General features: G+C 72.1%; 19 protein-coding genes. 17 read left to right on the top strand and 2 right to left on the bottom strand.

The features are described from left to right. Positions 1-9 precede the first annotated feature (9 nt). The 8 genes from lepB (at position 10) to ACULK2_RS10695 (ending at position 7071) form a co-directional block, all read left to right on the top strand. Positions 10-756, top strand: coding sequence for a signal peptidase I (lepB, locus tag ACULK2_RS10730; protein ID WP_445967236.1), 747 nt, complete (start codon positions 10-12; stop codon positions 754-756). A gap of 25 nt (positions 757-781) precedes the next feature. Then, positions 782-1444 (top strand): ribonuclease HII, encoded by a 663-nt coding sequence (gene rnhB, locus ACULK2_RS10725; RefSeq protein ID WP_445967235.1) that lies wholly within the window; start codon positions 782-784, stop codon positions 1442-1444. Positions 1445-1450: 6 nt separating this feature from the next. After that, positions 1451-1774: a DUF2469 family protein gene (locus ACULK2_RS10720; RefSeq protein WP_155052215.1), complete on the top strand. Its 324-nt coding sequence runs from the start codon at positions 1451-1453 to the stop codon at positions 1772-1774. A gap of 102 nt (positions 1775-1876) precedes the next feature. Then, positions 1877-2233, top strand: coding sequence for a YraN family protein (locus ACULK2_RS10715; RefSeq protein WP_445967234.1), 357 nt, complete (start codon positions 1877-1879; stop codon positions 2231-2233). Further along, entirely contained in the window at positions 2233-3816 is a 1584-nt protein-coding gene (locus tag ACULK2_RS10710; protein WP_445967233.1) for a YifB family Mg chelatase-like AAA ATPase, read from the top strand. Before ACULK2_RS10715 ends, ACULK2_RS10710 begins: the two co-directional genes overlap by 1 nt. Further along, positions 3813-5087, top strand: a complete 1275-nt coding sequence (dprA, locus tag ACULK2_RS10705) for a DNA-processing protein DprA (RefSeq protein ID WP_445967232.1) — start codon at positions 3813-3815, stop codon at positions 5085-5087. Before ACULK2_RS10710 ends, dprA begins: the two co-directional genes overlap by 4 nt. A gap of 51 nt (positions 5088-5138) precedes the next feature. Then, on the top strand, positions 5139-6059 hold the full coding sequence (locus ACULK2_RS10700; RefSeq protein ID WP_445967231.1) for a phosphodiesterase: 921 nt from the start codon (positions 5139-5141) through the stop codon (positions 6057-6059). Further along, positions 6052-7071: a tyrosine recombinase XerC gene (locus tag ACULK2_RS10695; RefSeq protein ID WP_445967230.1), complete on the top strand. Its 1020-nt coding sequence runs from the start codon at positions 6052-6054 to the stop codon at positions 7069-7071. Before ACULK2_RS10700 ends, ACULK2_RS10695 begins: the two co-directional genes overlap by 8 nt. 81 nt (positions 7072-7152) lie before the next feature. On the opposite strand, the gene ACULK2_RS10690 is transcribed toward ACULK2_RS10695, so the two are convergent. Further along, positions 7153-7743: a peptidoglycan DD-metalloendopeptidase family protein gene (locus ACULK2_RS10690; protein ID WP_445967229.1), complete on the bottom strand. Its 591-nt coding sequence runs from the start codon at positions 7741-7743 to the stop codon at positions 7153-7155. A 281-nt stretch (positions 7744-8024) separates the two neighbouring features. On the opposite strand from ACULK2_RS10690, the gene rpsB reads away from it, so the two are divergent. The 9 genes from rpsB to ACULK2_RS10645 all read left to right on the top strand — a co-directional run bounded on the left by rpsB (position 8025) and on the right by ACULK2_RS10645 (position 14917). Next, positions 8025-8936, top strand: a complete 912-nt coding sequence (rpsB, locus tag ACULK2_RS10685; protein WP_445967228.1) for a 30S ribosomal protein S2 — start codon at positions 8025-8027, stop codon at positions 8934-8936. A 46-nt stretch (positions 8937-8982) separates the two neighbouring features. Then, positions 8983-9813 carry a translation elongation factor Ts gene (tsf, locus tag ACULK2_RS10680; RefSeq protein WP_445967227.1) on the top strand — a complete coding sequence of 277 codons (831 nt, stop codon included), beginning with the start codon at positions 8983-8985 and terminating at the stop codon, positions 9811-9813. A gap of 159 nt (positions 9814-9972) precedes the next feature. After that, positions 9973-10704, top strand: a complete 732-nt coding sequence (gene pyrH / locus ACULK2_RS10675) for a UMP kinase (RefSeq protein WP_445967226.1) — start codon at positions 9973-9975, stop codon at positions 10702-10704. Positions 10705-10734: 30 nt separating this feature from the next. Then, positions 10735-11289: a ribosome recycling factor gene (gene frr, locus ACULK2_RS10670; protein ID WP_445967225.1), complete on the top strand. Its 555-nt coding sequence runs from the start codon at positions 10735-10737 to the stop codon at positions 11287-11289. Between the two features lie 102 nt (positions 11290-11391). Next, on the top strand, positions 11392-12282 hold the full coding sequence (locus tag ACULK2_RS10665; protein ID WP_445967224.1) for a phosphatidate cytidylyltransferase: 891 nt from the start codon (positions 11392-11394) through the stop codon (positions 12280-12282). 2 nt (positions 12283-12284) lie between these two features. Continuing rightward, entirely contained in the window at positions 12285-12878 is a 594-nt protein-coding gene (locus tag ACULK2_RS10660; RefSeq protein ID WP_501044916.1) for a DivIVA domain-containing protein, read from the top strand. Positions 12879-13213: 335 nt separating this feature from the next. After that, on the top strand, positions 13214-13804 hold the full coding sequence (locus tag ACULK2_RS10655) for an aggregation-promoting factor C-terminal-like domain-containing protein (RefSeq protein ID WP_445967222.1): 591 nt from the start codon (positions 13214-13216) through the stop codon (positions 13802-13804). Between the two features lie 46 nt (positions 13805-13850). After that, entirely contained in the window at positions 13851-14159 is a 309-nt protein-coding gene (locus ACULK2_RS10650) for an Rv1322 family protein (protein WP_445967221.1), read from the top strand. Then, positions 14156-14917 carry an alpha/beta hydrolase gene (locus tag ACULK2_RS10645; protein WP_445967220.1) on the top strand — a complete coding sequence of 254 codons (762 nt, stop codon included), beginning with the start codon at positions 14156-14158 and terminating at the stop codon, positions 14915-14917. Before ACULK2_RS10650 ends, ACULK2_RS10645 begins: the two co-directional genes overlap by 4 nt. 80 nt (positions 14918-14997) lie before the next feature. Here ACULK2_RS10645 and ACULK2_RS10640 read toward each other — a convergent pair whose 3' ends face one another. Further along, the gene (locus ACULK2_RS10640) at positions 14998-16062 is read right to left on the bottom strand and encodes an AI-2E family transporter (protein ID WP_445967219.1); all 1065 of its coding nucleotides are present in this window, start codon (positions 16060-16062) and stop codon (positions 14998-15000) included. Between the last annotated feature and the right edge of the window lie 12 nt (positions 16063-16074).

Genomic DNA, 16074 nt, shown 5'->3' with positions numbered 1-16074 from the left:
AGCCGTTTCATGACTGAAGACACACGTACAGAGCGCGACGAACGCGCCACCTCCGGCGCGCCGTCACGACGCCGGAGCGCACTGCTGTTCATCCGCGACCTGGTGGTGATCTTCCTGGTCGCCGTGCTCGTCTCGTTCCTCATCAAGACGTTCCTGATCCGGTCGTTCTTCATCCCGTCGCAGTCGATGGAGGCGACGCTGATGCAGGACGACCGCATCATCGTCAACCAGCTCGTCCCCGAGGTCACGCCCATCGAGCACGGCGACGTCGTCGTGTTCAAGGACCCCGGCGGATGGCTCCCCGCACGCTCCGAGGAGGCGCGGCCGCCGCTCGTGGCGGTGATCGACGGCTTCTTCGCGTTCGTGGGCCTGTCGGCGCCCGACTCGAACGACCACCTCGTCAAGCGCGTGGTCGGCCTGCCCGGCGATCACGTCGTCTGCTGCAACGCGCTCGGCCAGATGACCGTGAACGGCGTACCGCTCGACGAACCGTACGTGGCCCTGCCGCCCGGCGAGACGAAGGTCTCGCGCGACGATTTCGACACGACGGTGCCCGACGACTCGCTCTGGGTCATGGGCGACAACCGCTACAACTCCAAGGACTCGCGCTACAACACCGGCACGCCGCTCGAGGGCTTCGTGCCGATCGAGAACGTCGTCGGCCGCGCCGTCATCGTCAGCTGGCCGATCTCGAACTGGGCCTGGCTCGACAACTATCCCGAGGTGTTCGCGGGCGTCGACGAGGGGACCGGCTGAGGTGAGCCCGGCAGGAGTGCCGACGATGAAGGTCGAGCGCGACCTGCTCGCCGGGGGAGCGCCCGTCGTCCTCGCGTGCGACGAGGTCGGTCGTGGCGCGCTCGCCGGTCCGGTCACCGTCGGCATCGTCGTCATCGACTCGACGGTGAAGCGGATGCCGGCGGGCCTTCGCGACTCCAAGCTCCTGCCCGAACCGAAGCGCGAGTTGCTGGCGCCGCGCGCCGCGGGCTGGGTGCTCGCCTCCGCGGTCGGGGAGGCGAGCGCGGACGAGATCGACCGGCTCGGGATCATGGCCTGCCTCGGCCTCGCGGGTGCACGTGCGTTCGCCGCACTCGCCGTCGACCGCGGGCTCGTCGCGGGCGCTCCGCTGGTCCTCGACGGCAACTACGACTGGCTGAGCCAGTCGATCGAGCACCGGGCGCAGGTCATCACGCGGATCAAGGCCGATCGCGACTGCGCGTCGGTGTCCGCGGCATCCGTCATCGCCAAGGTCCACCGCGACCGGGGCATGCGCCGCGCGCACGATGAGACGCCGCTCTACCACTGGCACGAGAACAAGGGGTACTCGAGCGCCGCGCACTTCGCCGCGATCGCGGAGCACGGGCCGAGCGAGCTGCACCGGCACACCTGGCTGCACGATCGGTCGACCGAACCGGCGCCGTCGCTGTTCGACCTCGAAGTAGGATGAACCACGATGGATGAGGACGAGTTCGACGACTACGACCGTGAAGTGGAGCTCGCGCTGTACCGCGAGTACCGCGACATCGTCTCCCAGTTCAAGTACGTGGTCGAGACCGAGCGACGGTTCTACCTCGCGAACGAGGTGGAACTGGTGCGCCGCGACACGGAGCACGACTTCTACTTCGAACTCTCGATGAAGGACGTCTGGGTGTGGGACGTCTACCGCGCCGACCGGTTCGTGAAGTCGGTGCGCGTGCTGACGTTCAAGGACGTCAACGTGGAGGAGCTCGCGACCCGCGAGTTCGAGCTGCCCAAGGACCTCGCACTCGAGGAGTAGGCGCGGCACCACCCGTCCTCCACCTCGGCGTTCCGTCGGTGTTCCGTCCCGGACTGGGGCCGGGCGCGCACGGTCGCACTCGGCGGTCGCGAGTCTGGGGCCATGGCCCACAACATCGAACTCGGACGACGCGGCGAACAGGTCGCGGCCGAGCATCTCGAGGCGCGCGGCATGCGCGTGCTCGACCGCAACTGGCGCTGCCCGCAGGGCGAACTCGACCTCGTGCTGCGCGACGGCGACGCCACGGTCTTCGTCGAGGTGAAGACCCGCACCGGACCGTCGTTCGGGCACCCGTTCGAGGCGATCACCGCGGTCAAGCTCGCGCGTCTGCGCCGGCTCGCGCTCGCGTGGTGCGAGGCGCACGACGCACCGTCGGCGCGGATCCGCATCGACGCCGTGGCCGTGCACGCACCCTCGGCCTCGCCGGCGATCGTCGAGCACCTCGAGGGGATCGGCTGATGCCGGTCGCACGCACGCGCGCCGTCGCGCTCGTCGGACTCGCCGGCTCGATCGTGGAGGTCGAGGCCGATCTCTCCAGCCAACTGCCCGCCTTCGTCATCATCGGGCTGCCCGACGCGGCGCTCGGGGAGGCACGCGAGCGGGTGCGGTCCGCGGCCACGAACGCCGGCTGCGCGCTGCCGTCGCGACGGCTCACGGTGAACCTGTCGCCGGCCTCACTGCCCAAGCACGGTTCCGCATTCGACCTGGCGATCGCCCTCGCCTGCCTCGCCGCAGCTGGCAGCGTCGACGCGGAGTCGGTCGGGCGGTTCGTGCACCTCGGAGAGCTCGGGCTCGACGGGCGCCTCCGTCCGACGCACGGCATCCTGCCCGCGGTCCTCGCGGCCGTGCGTGCCGGGCACGAGCGCATCATGGTGCCCGTCGCGAACGCCGCCGAGGCCCGGCTCGTACCCGGTGCCGAGATCGTCGCCGTGGCCACGCTCCGCGAGGCCGTCGAACGGCACGGGGGAGATCCGGGACCGGCTCCGCACCGCCTCGGCGACGCGGCGTCCGTGACCGAGACGAGCGATGCGACGCCCTCGCCGCCGTTCGTGCCCGACGGCGATCTCGCCGACGTCCTCGGCGGTGAGGAGGCGATCCAGGCGCTCCTCGTCGCCGCGGCAGGCGGTCACCACCTGCTGCTCGCCGGTCCGCCGGGCGCGGGCAAGACGATGCTCGCCTCACGGCTGCCGGGGATCCTGCCCGACCTCGAACCCGACGCGGCGCTCGAGGTCGCGTGCCTCCGCTCGCTCGCCGGCCACCCCATCGGCGAGACCCTGTCGGTGCGACCGCCGTTCGAGGCGCCGCATCACACCGCGAGCGCCGCCGCCATGGTCGGCGGCGGCAGCCGCGTCATCCGCCCGGGCGCCGCGGCGCGGGCGTCGCACGGCGTGCTCTTCCTCGATGAGGCACCCGAGTTCCCCGCCAACGTGCTCGATGCGCTGCGACAGCCGATCGAGTCCGGGCGGATCAGCATCCACCGGGCGAACTCGGTCGCGACCTTTCCCGCCCGATTCCAACTCGTCCTCGCGGCGAACCCGTGCCCGTGCGGCGGCGGGGATTCGCCGGAGGAGGCGTGCGCCTGCCCGCCCGCGGCCAAGCGACGCTACTTCGCGAGGATCTCGGGACCGCTGCTGGACCGCGTCGACCTTCGGCTGTGGGTGAACCGGGTGACGCCCTCGCGCCTGGCCATCGAGCGGGACCGGGCACTCGAGCCCGGCGCGGCGCCGACGCTCACCTCGCGTGCGGCCCGCGAGCGGGTGATCAGCGCCCGCGCGGCGGCGGCCGAGCGACTGTCGGGCACGCCGTGGCGCACGAACGCCGAGATGCCGGGCCCGTGGCTGCGGGGAGCGGGCGGGCTGCATCCCGGGTCGAAGGCGACCCGTGCCCTCGACCTCTCGCTCGAGCGCGGCGGCGTCACGATGCGCGGCTACGACCGCGTGCTCAAGGTCGCGTGGACCATCGCCGACCTCGAGGGTGCGGAGCGCCCCGACCACCAGCACGTCGGACGCGCGCTCATGATGCGAGGCGGAGTGCCCGCATGAGCCGCAACCTGTTCGAGGACCTCGCGCAGCAGACGGCGGGCGAGCTCGGCGCGATCCGGGCGGCAGGGTCCCGCGCCGGGGCGGGCGCGGTCGAGCCGACCGATGTCGTGGCGTCGATCCTGCTCGGCTTCGTGTCCGAACCCGGTGACGGCGTGCTCGGGCGGCTCGTCGGGTCGCTCGGGGTCCGTTCCGTGGCGACCGGGCTGCTCAGCGGATGGCCGGCCCGCGAGTTCGCCGACCGGACCGCCGACGCGTCCGGCCGGTCGGATCCGCCGAGCACTCGCGAGCTCGCGGCGGGCATCGCGCGCTGGCGTCCGCGTCTGGACCGGGACGCGTTCGTGCGCTCGATCGCGCAGGCCGCACGCGTGCGCGCCCGCCTCCTCCTGCCGGGCGATGCCGACTGGCCCGGCGGGGTCGACGATCTCGGCGTGCATGCTCCGCTCGCCCTCTGGGTGCGCGGCCGGTCGTCGGCGCTCGCCGAGACGCCGTCGATGGCGCTCGTCGGCGCACGGGCGGCGTCGGGCTACGGGGAGCACGTCGCCGTCGAGGCGTCCGCAGGACTCGTGGACCGGGGGTTCGCGATCGTATCCGGCGGCGCGTACGGGATCGATGGCACCGCGCATCGCTCCGCGCTCGCGGCGAACGGCACGACCATCGCATTCCTCGCCGGCGGCGTGGACCGCTTCTACCCCGCCGGGCACGAGGCGCTCCTCGGACGGATCGCAACGACGGGGGCAGTCGTCTCCGAACTGGCGTGCGGCGCTGCGCCGACGCGCTGGAGGTTCCTCCAGCGCAATCGGCTGATCGCCGCCGCCGCGGCGGCGACCGTCGTGCTCGAGGCGGGCGTGCGGTCCGGCTCGCTCAACACCGCGGGCCACGCGGCGGCACTCGGACGTCCCCTCGGCGCCGTACCCGGGCCGGTGACGAGCCCGTCGTCGGCGGGCTGCCATCGCCTGCTTCGGGAGTTCGACGCGGTCTGCGTGACGGACGCCGCGCAGATGGCGGAACTCGTCGCGTTCGGTGCAGAGGAGGACGGTGACGACGACGCTCGGTCCCGTCCCGGGGCCGCGACGCGCACGCTGGAGGTCCTGACGCCGGAGGAGCACCGGGTGCTGGACGTGCTCGGCATCCGTCGTGCGCGCACCGTTCGCGAGCTGGTACCGGCCACCGGGATGACCGCGGGCGACGTGCTGGGCGCGCTCGGCGCGTTGGATGCCACGGGCCTCGCCGCGCGATCCGGGGACGGGTGGGTTCGACGACGCCCCGAATGAGGCACTCGGCAGGGTGCGGGTCGTGGTCCTAGGCTGGCGGCGGAGGTAGACATGGATCATCCTCGGCTGGGCAGGTACCCCGCGGCGCGGCACGTGATCGCGCATCTCAGCGACACGCACCTCCTCGACGGCGGTGCGCCGCTCGGCGGGCGTGCCGACACGGTCTCGAACCTCCACCGCGCCGCGGAACAGCTCTCGCGGATGACGGGCGGGCTCGATGCGATCCTCGTCACGGGAGACGTCGCCGACCTGGGGGAGGAGGACGCGTACCGGCGGGTCCGGGCCGTGCTCGACCCGGTCGCCGACATCACTGGCGCGCGCATCGTCTGGGTGATGGGCAACCACGACGAGCGCGAGCCGTTCCGGCGGGTGCTGCTCGGCGACGACCGCGGCGACGACGGTCCCGTGAACCAGGTGATCGACCTCGACGGGCTCCGCATCGTCACGGTCGACTCGAGCGTGCCGGGCTACCACCACGGCATCCTGGAGGCCGAGACGCTCGACTGGCTCGACGTGGTGCTGGCGGAGCCGGCGCCGAACGGGACGATCGTCGCCCTGCACCACGCGCCGATCGCCACCCCTCTCGCCCTGATGGACGTGCTCGAACTCCGACGGCAGGACGAGTTCGCCGAAGTGGTCCGCGACCGCGACGTGCGCGCCATCCTCGGCGGCCACCTGCACTACCCGACCCAGGGGACCTTCGCAGGGATCCCCGTCTCGGTGGCGGGCTCCCTCGCCTACACGATGGACCTCTCGGCGCCCGCCCGTCACCTCGTCGGCATCGACGGCGGCAGGTCGTTCTCCCTCGTGCACTGCTTCGACGACGCCGTCGTCACCTCCGTCGTCCCCGTCGGGTCGTTCGGCGAGATCACGAGCTTCGGCGAGCAGTTCCTCGCCGAGGTCGAGGCGCTCGACGAGGAGGGACGACTCGACCGGTTCTCGCGCAAGCGCGAGTGGGTGACGGATGGCTGATCCGGCTCCATCCGTCCGACCCGAGCCGCTCGACCGCGATTCCGCCCGGCCGATCGCACTGCACGCCGCGGTCGACGGCTACCTCGAGCACGTGCGCCTCGAGCGGGGCTACTCGGAGCACACCGCGGCCGCCTACGGGTCCGACCTGACCGACCTGATCCGGTTCGCGGAGACGCGAGCCGTGACCGGCGCCGACGGGATCGACCTGCACCTGCTCCGCGACTGGCTGTGGGAGGCGACGGAGCGCGGCCTCGCGCGGGCGACCGTGGCGCGACGCGCGGCGTCCGCCAGGGGGCTCTGCGCCTGGCTCGAGCGCACCGGCGCGCTGCCGGCGGATCCCGCCGCACGGCTGCGCGCGCCGCGTGCGAAGCGCACGCTTCCCCGCGTCGTCGCCGCACCGGCCGTCGCGACGCTGCTCGACGCGCTCCAGATCAGGGCCGCCGAGGGCGACCCGGTCGCGGTGCGCGACCTCGCGCTGATCGAGCTGCTGTACGCGTGCGGGCTGCGCGTGTCCGAGCTCGTGGGACTCGGCGTCGACGACATCGACCGCGGCAACCGGACGGTCCGCGTCACGGGGAAGGGGTCGAAGCAACGCGTCGTGCCGTACGGCGCGCCTGCGGCGGCGGCGCTCGAGCGCTACCTCGGGTCGGCTCGGACGGCGCTGCTCGCGGCCGCCGCCACGTCGGATGCGCGCGGCGCGGCGGCGTCGACGGGTGCAGCGCACGCGGACGCCGCGCACGCGGTGTTCGTCGGCGTCCGCGGCGCGAGGCTCGGCGTCCGGAGCGTGCACCGCCTCGTCGCGGGCCTCCTCGCGGACCTGCCGGGGTCGGGCCCCGCGGGCCCGCACGCCTTCCGGCACAGCGCGGCGACGCACCTGCTCGACGGCGGGGCCGACCTCCGCGCCGTGCAGGAGTTCCTCGGGCACGCGAGCCTCGGCACGACGCAGATCTACACGCACGTCTCGGCCGAGCGGCTCAAGCAGAGTTATCGCACCGCGCACCCGCGCGCCTGAGCCGCGTCCCGTCGTGGACGGACCCCGGCCGGCGGACCGCCCGGCGTCTCGCGCGACCGCGCGGCTCGATCCGGCGCTCCGTCACCGCCCCATCGGCAGCAGGACCGCTCGCGGCACGCCGCCGAACATGAGGAGCGGGGACACGTACTCGCCGTGGATGCGTACGCCGAAGTGCACGCAGTCGTCGTGGCAGTGACCGCCGGCATCGACCGTCGCGACCGTCTGGCCGGCCCGCACGGCGTCGCCGGCCGCGACGGCGGCCGCGACCGGCTCGATGGAACTCACGACGCCTCGGCCGTGGTCGATCGAGAGCACGCCGCGTCCCGCGACCGGACCCGCGAAGGACACGACCCCGTCGTCGGCGGCGACCACCGTCCCGCCGGGCGTCGCAGCGAGGTCGATGCCGCGATGCCCGGCGGCGTACGGCGTCGGCGGAGCGCGGAACGGCGCCACGAGCACGGCGGGCGGGCCGACCGGCCAGGTCCAGCGCATGACGGACGGGTCGTCGTCGGAGCCCGACGTGCGGGTCGAGGCGGGCGCAGCAGAGGCCGCCGGGCGGGGCGACGGCGAGGCCGAGGCCGTCGCGGAGGGGCCGAGGATCACGAGGAACGAGGCGAGCAGGCCGGCGGCGGCCACCGCGACGGCCCGTCCGGGCAGGGGAGACGGGTGCATGCGACGAGGATCGCGGATCGCGACATCCGCCCGCCGTCGGCCCGCGGGACCGCCCGGAGCGGAGCGCCCGCCGCGGTTGGGGAGGAGGGGTCGCCGGGCGGCGCCGTGATAGCATGTCCGGAGCGTCCCGCCTGTCGGGGCGACTACGCGTGCCCATTCGGCCACCGACTCCACTCAGTCCCGCTCGTGCCCTTCCCGGCGCGGGCCGGCGGAGCCGTGCCGGGCACCAGGGCTTCCGGCCGCCGGCCGGGGCATCAACTGAGAACAGAAGGAGAACGGCCATGGCCGTCGTCACCATCCGCCAGCTGCTGGACAGCGGCGTGCACTTCGGGCACCAGACCCGCCGTTGGAACCCGAAGATGAAGCGCTTCATCTTCACCGAGCGTTCCGGCATCTACATCATCGACCTCCAGCAGTCGCTCGCCTACATCGACAAGGCCTACGACTTCGTCAAGGAGACGGTCGCCCACGGCGGCACCATCCTCTTCGTCGGCACCAAGAAGCAGGCGCAGGAGTCGATCGCCGAGCAGGCCACCCGCGTGGGCCAGCCCTACGTCAACCAGCGCTGGCTCGGCGGCCTCCTCACCAACTTCGCGACGGTCTCCAAGCGCCTCGCGCGGATGAAGGAGCTCGAGGAGCTCGACTTCGAGGGCACCACCTCGGGCTTCACCAAGAAGGAGCTGCTCCTCAAGAAGCGCGAGCTCGACAAGCTGCACAAGTCGCTCGGCGGCATCCGCAACCTCTCGAAGACGCCGTCGGCGCTCTGGGTCGTGGACACCAAGAAGGAGCACCTCGCGATCGACGAGGCCAAGAAGCTCGGCATCCCCGTCATCGGCATCCTCGACACCAACTGCGACCCCGACGAGGTCCAGTACCCGATCCCGGGCAACGACGACGCGATCCGCTCGGTGAGCCTGCTCACCCGCATCATCGCCGACGCCGCCGCCGAGGGCCTCATCCAGCGCCACCAGAAGCCGGAAGAGGGCGAAGAGGCCGAGCCGCTCGCCGAGTGGGAGCAGGAGCTCCTCCAGGCCGGCGCCGAGACCACCCCCGAGCAGGCCTCCGCCGAGACCGAGAAGGTCGCGGAGACCGTCGCCGAGGCGAAGGCGGAGGCCGCCGAGGTCCAGGCCGAGGTTCCGGCCGAGGAGTCGGCCGAGCCGGCCGAGGCTCCGGCCGAGTCGGCCGCCGAGTAGTCGCCACCCCTTCATCCACTCCGAAACGACAGGGAGTCCATTCCACATGGCCAACGTCAGCATCGCCGACATCAAGGCGCTCCGCGAGCAGCTCGGAACCGGCATGACCGACACCAAGAACGCGCTCGTCGAGGCCGACGGCGACATCGAGAAGGCGACGGAGATCCTTCGCCTGAAGGGCGCCAAGGGCAACGCCAAGCGCGCCGACCGCTCGACCTCAGAGGGCCTCGTCGCCGCCGCCGAGAACGGCGACGGCACCGCGACCCTCATCGAGCTCGCCTGCGAGACCGACTTCGTCGCCAAGGGCGAGAAGTTCGTCGGCCTCGCCGACCGCGTGCTCGCGGCCGTCGCGGCATCCCGCGCCGAGACCGTCGAGGCCGCCCTGGCCGCGCCGGCCGAGGGCGGGACCGTCGCCGAGCTCATCGACGGCGAGGCCGCGATCCTCGGCGAGAAGGTCGAGCTGCGTCGGGTCCGCCTCGTGAAGGGCGAGCACTTCTCGATCTACCTGCACAAGACCTCGAAGGACCTGCCCCCGCAGGTCGGCGTGGTCCTCGGCTACGCGGGCGACGACGCGGAGACCGCGCGCTCGATCGCGCAGCACATCTCGTTCGCCGCGCCGGAGTACCTCACACGCGAGGACGTCCCGGCGGAGGCCGTCGAGAAGGAGCGTGCGCTCGTCGAGCAGATCACCCGCGAGGAGGGCAAGCCCGAGGCCGCCCTCCCGAAGATCGTCGAGGGTCGCCTCGGCGCGTTCTTCAAGCAGGTCGCGCTGCTCGAGCAGGACTACGCCAAGGACAACAAGCTGTCCGTCGGCAAGGTCGTGCAGGACGCCGGTCTGACGGTGAGCGACTTCGCTCGCTTCAAGGTCGGCGCGTAACACGTGCCAGGGGAGTCCGGATCGCATCATGCGGTCCGGGCTCCTTTGCTGTGTCCGGATGCCGCGGGCGCGCCTCGGGCACGGCGCGGTCCCGCCTGCACTGCGGCGCGGGCCGGGAACCACTAGTTTTGAGTCGCAGAGGGGAAGGATCGGTCGGGGATGACGGAACACACGCGCAGGGTGATGCTCAAGCTGTCGGGCGAGGCGTTCGGCGGCGGCGCACTCGGGGTCAATCCCGACGTGGTCAGCTCGCTGGCCCGTGAGATCGCCGACGCGGCCCGCACGGTCGAGGTCGCGATCGTCGTCGGCGGCGGCAACTTCTTCCGCGGCGCGGAGCTCAGCCAGCGCGGCATGGACCGCGGCCGGGCGGACTACATGGGCATGCTCGGCACCGTGATGAACTCGCTCGCCCTCCAGGACTTCCTCGAGCAGGCCGGCGCCGAGACGCGCGTGCAGTCCGCGATCTCGATGACGCAGGTGGCGGAGCCCTACATTCCGCGGCGTGCCGAGCGACACCTCGAGAAGGGCCGCGTGGTCATCTTCGGCGCCGGTGCGGGGCTGCCCTACTTCTCGACCGACACCGTCGCCGCGCAGCGTGCGCTCGAGATCGGCGCCGACGTGGTCCTGGTCGCCAAGAACGGCGTCGACGGCGTCTACTCCGACGACCCGCGGACCAACCCCGACGCGCACAAGATCGACCGCATCAGCTACCAGGAGGCGCTGCAGCGCGGCCTCAAGGTGGTCGACTCGACCGCCTTCAGCCTCTGCATGGACAACGGCATGCCCATGCAGGTCTTCGGCATGGAGCCCGCCGGCAACGTGACGAAGGCGATCCTCGGCGAGCGACTCGGCACGATCGTCAGCAACGGCGAGCCGACCGCCGATCGATAGACTGTCCCGAGCCCGAGAGAAGGAGTCCCCGTGATCGCGGATGTACTGTCCGAAGCAAGTGCACGCATGCAGAAGGCCGTGGAGGTCGCCAAGGACGAGTTCGCCTCGGTTCGCACCGGCCGCGCCAACCCGCAGCTCTTCCAGAAGATCATGGTGAGCTACTACGGCACGCCGACCCCGCTCGCGCAGCTCGCGTCGCTCGCGAACCCCGAGGCGCGCACGCTCGTCGTCACGCCCTACGACAAGGGCGCGATGAAGGACATCGAGCAGGCGATCCGCGACACGCCGAACCTCGGCGCGAACCCGTCGAACGACGGCAACATCATCCGCGTCACGCTTCCCGAGCTCACCGAGGAGCGTCGCAAGGAGTTCGTGAAGATCGTCCGCGCCAAGGCCGAGGACGCGCGCGTCTCGGTCCGCAACATCCGTCGCAAGGCGAAGGACGACCTCGACGCGCTCAAGGGCGAGGTCGGCGATGACGAGGTGGCACGCGGCGAGAAGGAGCTCGAGCACGTCACCAAGTCCCACGTCGACCAGATCGACGAGGCGTTGAAGCGCAAGGAAGCCGAACTTCTCGAGGTCTGAGGCGACACGATGACGGGCGCCCCGGACGGGGAAGGGTCGGACGCCGAAGACCAGAGGCATTCGACGCGCGATGAGCTCCGCGCGCAGATGCATGCGCGGCGGGTGGACCTCGAACGGCAGTTCGAGGCCTCACGCGCGCAGTTCGACGAGGCGCAGGAGCGGATCAACGCCCGCACGGGCCGCAACCTCCTCCTCGCCACCCTGATCGGCCTGGCCTTCGGCGGCACCCTGCTGCTCAGCCTGCTGGTGTTCAAGGAACTCTTCATGGTGTTCGCGGTCGTCCTGGCCGGGTTCTCCAGCTCCGAACTGGCGACGGCGCTGAAGCACGGCGGATACAAGGTGCCGCGCATCCCGACCGTCGCGGCCGCGATCGTCGCCGTTCCGGTCGCGTACTACTTCGGGCCGGCCGGACAGCTCGTCGCCGTCCTCGGCGGCATGCTGCTCGTCGTCGTCTGGAGACTCGCGGAGCAGATGTCGTCGACCGTGCGCTCCGAGACGTCGGGCCTCGCCCGCGACGTCGGCGCCGCCCTCTTCGTGCAGGGCTACGTGACCTTCCTCGCCACATTCGCCGTGGTGCTCACCGCCGCCGACGGGGGCCAGTGGTGGACGCTGGCGTTCATCATCACGGCCGTCGCCGCGGACACCGGTGCCTACGCGTCGGGGCTCGCCTTCGGCCGGCATCCGATGGCGCCGGTGATCAGCCCGAAGAAGACCTGGGAGGGGTTCGCCGGCGGCGCGCTCGCGAGCCTCATCGCGGGTGTGCTGCTCGGCCTGTTCATGCTGGGGCAGCCGTGGTGGTTCGGGCTCGTCTTCGGCGGGGCCATCTTCCTGTCGGCGACCCTCGGCGACCTCGCCGAGTCGCTGATCAAGCGCGACCTCGGGATCAAGGACATGAGCTCCTGGCTCCCGGGCCACGGCGGGTTCCTCGACCGACTCGACTCGATCCTGCCGTCTGCCGCCGTCGCGTTCGCCGCGTTCCAGCTCTTCGGATGAGCGTGCGCGAGGAACCGACGGGCGTGCGCGATACTGGTGCGGTGGATGCCACGTTCCCCCGGGCCCGCAGGAACCAGCTGGGCTACAAGACCGCCGAGGTCGAGGACTTCCTCCAGCGCGCTCGTCGCGCATACGACGGCCGAGCCGCACCCGACGACGAGAGCCTCGACGCCGAGCGCATCCGCCTGACCGCGTTCTCGATGCAGAAGGGGGGGTACTCGACGTCGCACGTCGACGCCGCGATGGAGCGACTCGAGGACGCGTTCGCGTTCCGGGAGCGCCAGATCGCCTCCCGCCTGCACGGCGACGAGGCGTGGCTCGCCGAGGCCCGCACGACCGCCCAGGTCGTCGCGAACCGCCTCGCCCGCCCGGAGGGCGCCCGATTCGATCGCGTGAGCTGGCTCGCCGTCGGCTACGACGTGCACGAGGTCGACGCGTTCGCCGACCGCCTGACCCGGTACTTCCGCGACGGCTGGCCCATCGCGATCGACGACGTGCGCGCCGTCGTGTTCTCCGCGCAGCGGGGCGGGTATCGCGAGGCGCAGGTCGACCTGGTCCTCGACGCCGTGGTCGACGTCATGCTCGCGGTCCGGTGAGCGAGCAGGGGTTCGCCAGAGGGGACTCCCTCCGATACACTCGGTCAATCGTGGGCAGGCATTCGGGTGAGTACGACGAGATGCCGATGGATGCCGTCCGCGAGCGCTGGGCGCGCGACGACGCCGCGGCCGAGGCTCGGTCGAGGCGTCCCGTCGAGACGCCGGGTCGAGTGGATCGGCCGATGCTCGATCGGGCGGCGACACGGCCCGTGCGGCCGGCCCCGCAGCCGGGAGCGTCGCTGCAGCGTCCGGCGCCCGGTCCGGCCCGGCCCGGGCTCTCGCGCCCGGCCACGGCGTCGAACTCATCGACGCCTCGAGCGGCCGAGCGTCGGAGCGTGACCGGCCCCGTGAAGCAGGCCGCGACGGTGGTGTTCGCGTTCGCGGCATCCGTGAGCTTCCTGCTCGTCAACGTCGTCGACCCGTACTCGGGTGCCACGGCGACCTCGACCTACGTCCCCGTCGACCGCTTCGGCGGGGAGGCCGCGCAGGAGGTCGAGCTCGACGAGGGATACTCGTCGCTCGCCGTGGCGTCCGAGGGCTACGTCGTCGAGGCGAAGCCCGACGAACCCGAGCCCGAAGCCGCCGCCGCGGCCGGATGGGCCCCGCCCGCGGTCGTCCCCGACCCGGGCAGCGCGCAGGCGTACGGCGCGCAGGCCGTCGCCGCACGGGGCTGGCCGACGACGGAGTTCGACTGCCTCGTCGCCCTGTGGAACAAGGAGTCGGGCTGGCGGGTGAACGCGTACAACGCCTCGAGCGGCGCCTACGGCATCCCGCAGGCGCTTCCGGGGTCCAAGATGGCCACGGCCGGCGCCGACTGGGAGACCAACGCGGCCACGCAGATCGAATGGGGCCTCGGCTACATCCAGGCCCGGTACGGCACGCCCTGCGGCGCTTGGGCGCACTCGCAGAGCGTCGGCTGGTACTGATCCGGCGCCGCCGGATCGGATCCCGCCCCGACCGTAGACTGGACCGATGGCCCGCTCGAACCGCTCCCGTGGTCGCGCCGCGAAGGCGCGCGAGCCCCACCCGGAGCTCGACGTCGCCCGCATGACGGCCGGCTGGCGCCGGACCGAGGTCAGGGCGGGCCGCGAATGGAACGTGCAGCCCGTGTCCGAGGCGCAGGCCGTGAAGGCCTACCTCTGCCCGGGCTGCGGACTCGAGATCGAGCCCGGTGTCGCGCACCTCGTGACCTGGCGTGCCGACGGCGTCCTGGGCGACGCCGCCGACCTCGCCTCGCGCCGGCACTGGCACACCCACTGCTGGAGGATCGGACCGACGTGACCGACGAGACCGTGACCGAGACGACCGAGATCCGCGCCGGCGTCCTGCTGCCCGCGCGCCGCGAGGAGATCGAGCTGCGCACCGACGACGGCCTCCGCCTCGTCGGCGAGCTCGCGACGCCGCTCGAGCGAGCGCCCGTGGCGACGCTCGTGACGCTGCACCCGCTGCCCACCGCCGGCGGCTTCATGGATTCGCACATCTTGCGCAAGGCCGCCGCACGGCTGCCCGCGCTCGCCGACCTCGCGGTGCTCCGCTTCAACACCCGCGGCACGAGCTCCGACCGCGGCACGAGCGAGGGCGAGTTCGGGCACGGCGTCAGCGAACGAGCGGATGTCGCCGCGGCGATGCGGTTCGTCGCCGAGCGCGGACTGCCGGACCCGTGGCTCGTCGGGTGGTCCTTCGGCACCGAGCTCGCGCTGAAGTACGGGCTCGAGCACGGGATCGCCGGCGCAGTCCTGCTCTCGCCGCCCCTGCATCGCACGAGCGACGAGGAGCTCGCGCGGTGGCGATCGGCGCCGGTCCCGATGGTCGCATTGATCCCGGAGCACGACGACTTCCTGAAGCCCGCCGAGGCGGCCGAGCGGTTCGCGGGGCTGCCGAACCTCACGCGCATCGACGTCGAGGGCGGCAAGCACCTGTGGGTGGGGGAGTCCCAGACGCGCCGCGTGCTCGACGAGATCGTTCGGGCGGTGAACCCCGGCGCGCTCCCGCTCGCGACCGAGTGGCCCGCGGCATCCGTCTCGATTCCGGAGGCCTGACCCGGCAGCGTCGGCGTGTCGGGTGACGGCGGGGCGGCGCGTCCGCGCACCGACCCGACGCAGGGTCACCGCGGCCGGGCTCAGCGCTCGTTCTGGCGCGGGATGACGACCTGCTTGATGATCAGCAGGATCGCCGCGGCGATCGGGATCGCGACGAGTGCTCCGAGGATGCCGAGCAGCGCGCCGCCTGCGAGCGCCGCCACGACCACGAGCGCCCCGGGCACCTTGACGGCGCGGCTCATGATGCGCGGCGCGAGCACGTACGCCTCGACCTGCATGTAGATCAGGTAGTACACGGCCGCCACGAGCGCCGTGAGCGGCGATCCGAGCCCCGGGATGAGGCAGATGAGGACGATGATCACAGAGCCCGTCAGCGTGCCCACCAGCGGCACGAGCGAGAACAGGAAGGCGATGAACGCGAGCACCGCCGGGAACGGCGCCTGGATGATCGAGAGGAACGCGAAGCTCAGGAAGCCGTTGACGGCCGCGAGCGAGACCTGGCCGATCACGTAACGGCCGACCGACTGCGTGATCTGCTCGGTCAGGTCGGCGAAACGTGCCCGACGCGAGGCGGGGATGAGCTGGTACGTCGCGCGCTTCATCGTGTCGAGCGACGCGGTGAAGTAGATGGTGAGGACCGCGACGACGATGACGGCGAACACGCCGCCGCCGATGGCGATGGCGACCGCCCACACGCCGCCGAGCAGCTCGCTCAGGCGGTTCGGGTTGGTGAAGAAGTCGGTGAGCGCCGCGCCCGCCTGCTCGCTGATCTCCTCGATCCGGAGCAGCGGGAACTGCTCCTGCAGCCAGGCGATCCAGTCGACGCGGTTGATCTGCGCGATGATCCCCGGGATCTGCGAGATGAGCTCGGCGACCTGGTCGACGATGATCGGGATCACCGCGATGAGCAGCGCGGCGACGACCGCGGCGACCCCTGCGATGACCAGCAGGATGGCGCCCCAACGCGGAAGCCCCCGGCGCTCGAGCCCGCTCACGGCGGGTTCGAGGCCGAGGGCCAGGAACAGCGCTGCTCCGATGTAGGTGAGGATCGTCGACAGGCTCGACACGGCGGACAGGATGACGAGTCCCGTGCCCACGCCGAGCGTGCCGACGAGCGCGATGCGGAACGCGTTCTGGATCTTCAATCCGCGCGCTCC

The organism is Agromyces molybdatiresistens (assembly GCF_052748445.2).
The sequence above is the reverse complement of the archived record's forward strand: the minus strand, read 5'-3'. Positions and strand labels throughout refer to the sequence as shown.

What these genes read in the sequence shown, in the direction of transcription:
- lepB (WP_445967236.1), top strand. Translation starts at nt 10, where the DNA reads ATGACTGAAGACACACGTACAGAGCGCGACGAACGCGCCACCTCCGGC.
- rnhB (WP_445967235.1), top strand. Translation starts at nt 782, where the DNA reads ATGAAGGTCGAGCGCGACCTGCTCGCCGGGGGAGCGCCCGTCGTCCTC.
- ACULK2_RS10720 (WP_155052215.1), top strand. Translation starts at nt 1,451, where the DNA reads ATGGATGAGGACGAGTTCGACGACTACGACCGTGAAGTGGAGCTCGCG.
- ACULK2_RS10715 (WP_445967234.1), top strand. Translation starts at nt 1,877, where the DNA reads ATGGCCCACAACATCGAACTCGGACGACGCGGCGAACAGGTCGCGGCC.
- ACULK2_RS10710 (WP_445967233.1), top strand. Translation starts at nt 2,233, where the DNA reads ATGCCGGTCGCACGCACGCGCGCCGTCGCGCTCGTCGGACTCGCCGGC.
- dprA (WP_445967232.1), top strand. Translation starts at nt 3,813, where the DNA reads ATGAGCCGCAACCTGTTCGAGGACCTCGCGCAGCAGACGGCGGGCGAG.
- ACULK2_RS10700 (WP_445967231.1), top strand. Translation starts at nt 5,139, where the DNA reads ATGGATCATCCTCGGCTGGGCAGGTACCCCGCGGCGCGGCACGTGATC.
- ACULK2_RS10695 (WP_445967230.1), top strand. Translation starts at nt 6,052, where the DNA reads ATGGCTGATCCGGCTCCATCCGTCCGACCCGAGCCGCTCGACCGCGAT.
- ACULK2_RS10690 (WP_445967229.1), bottom strand. Translation starts at nt 7,743, where the DNA reads ATGCACCCGTCTCCCCTGCCCGGACGGGCCGTCGCGGTGGCCGCCGCC.
- rpsB (WP_445967228.1), top strand. Translation starts at nt 8,025, where the DNA reads ATGGCCGTCGTCACCATCCGCCAGCTGCTGGACAGCGGCGTGCACTTC.
- tsf (WP_445967227.1), top strand. Translation starts at nt 8,983, where the DNA reads ATGGCCAACGTCAGCATCGCCGACATCAAGGCGCTCCGCGAGCAGCTC.
- pyrH (WP_445967226.1), top strand. Translation starts at nt 9,973, where the DNA reads ATGACGGAACACACGCGCAGGGTGATGCTCAAGCTGTCGGGCGAGGCG.
- ACULK2_RS10650 (WP_445967221.1), top strand. Translation starts at nt 13,851, where the DNA reads ATGGCCCGCTCGAACCGCTCCCGTGGTCGCGCCGCGAAGGCGCGCGAG.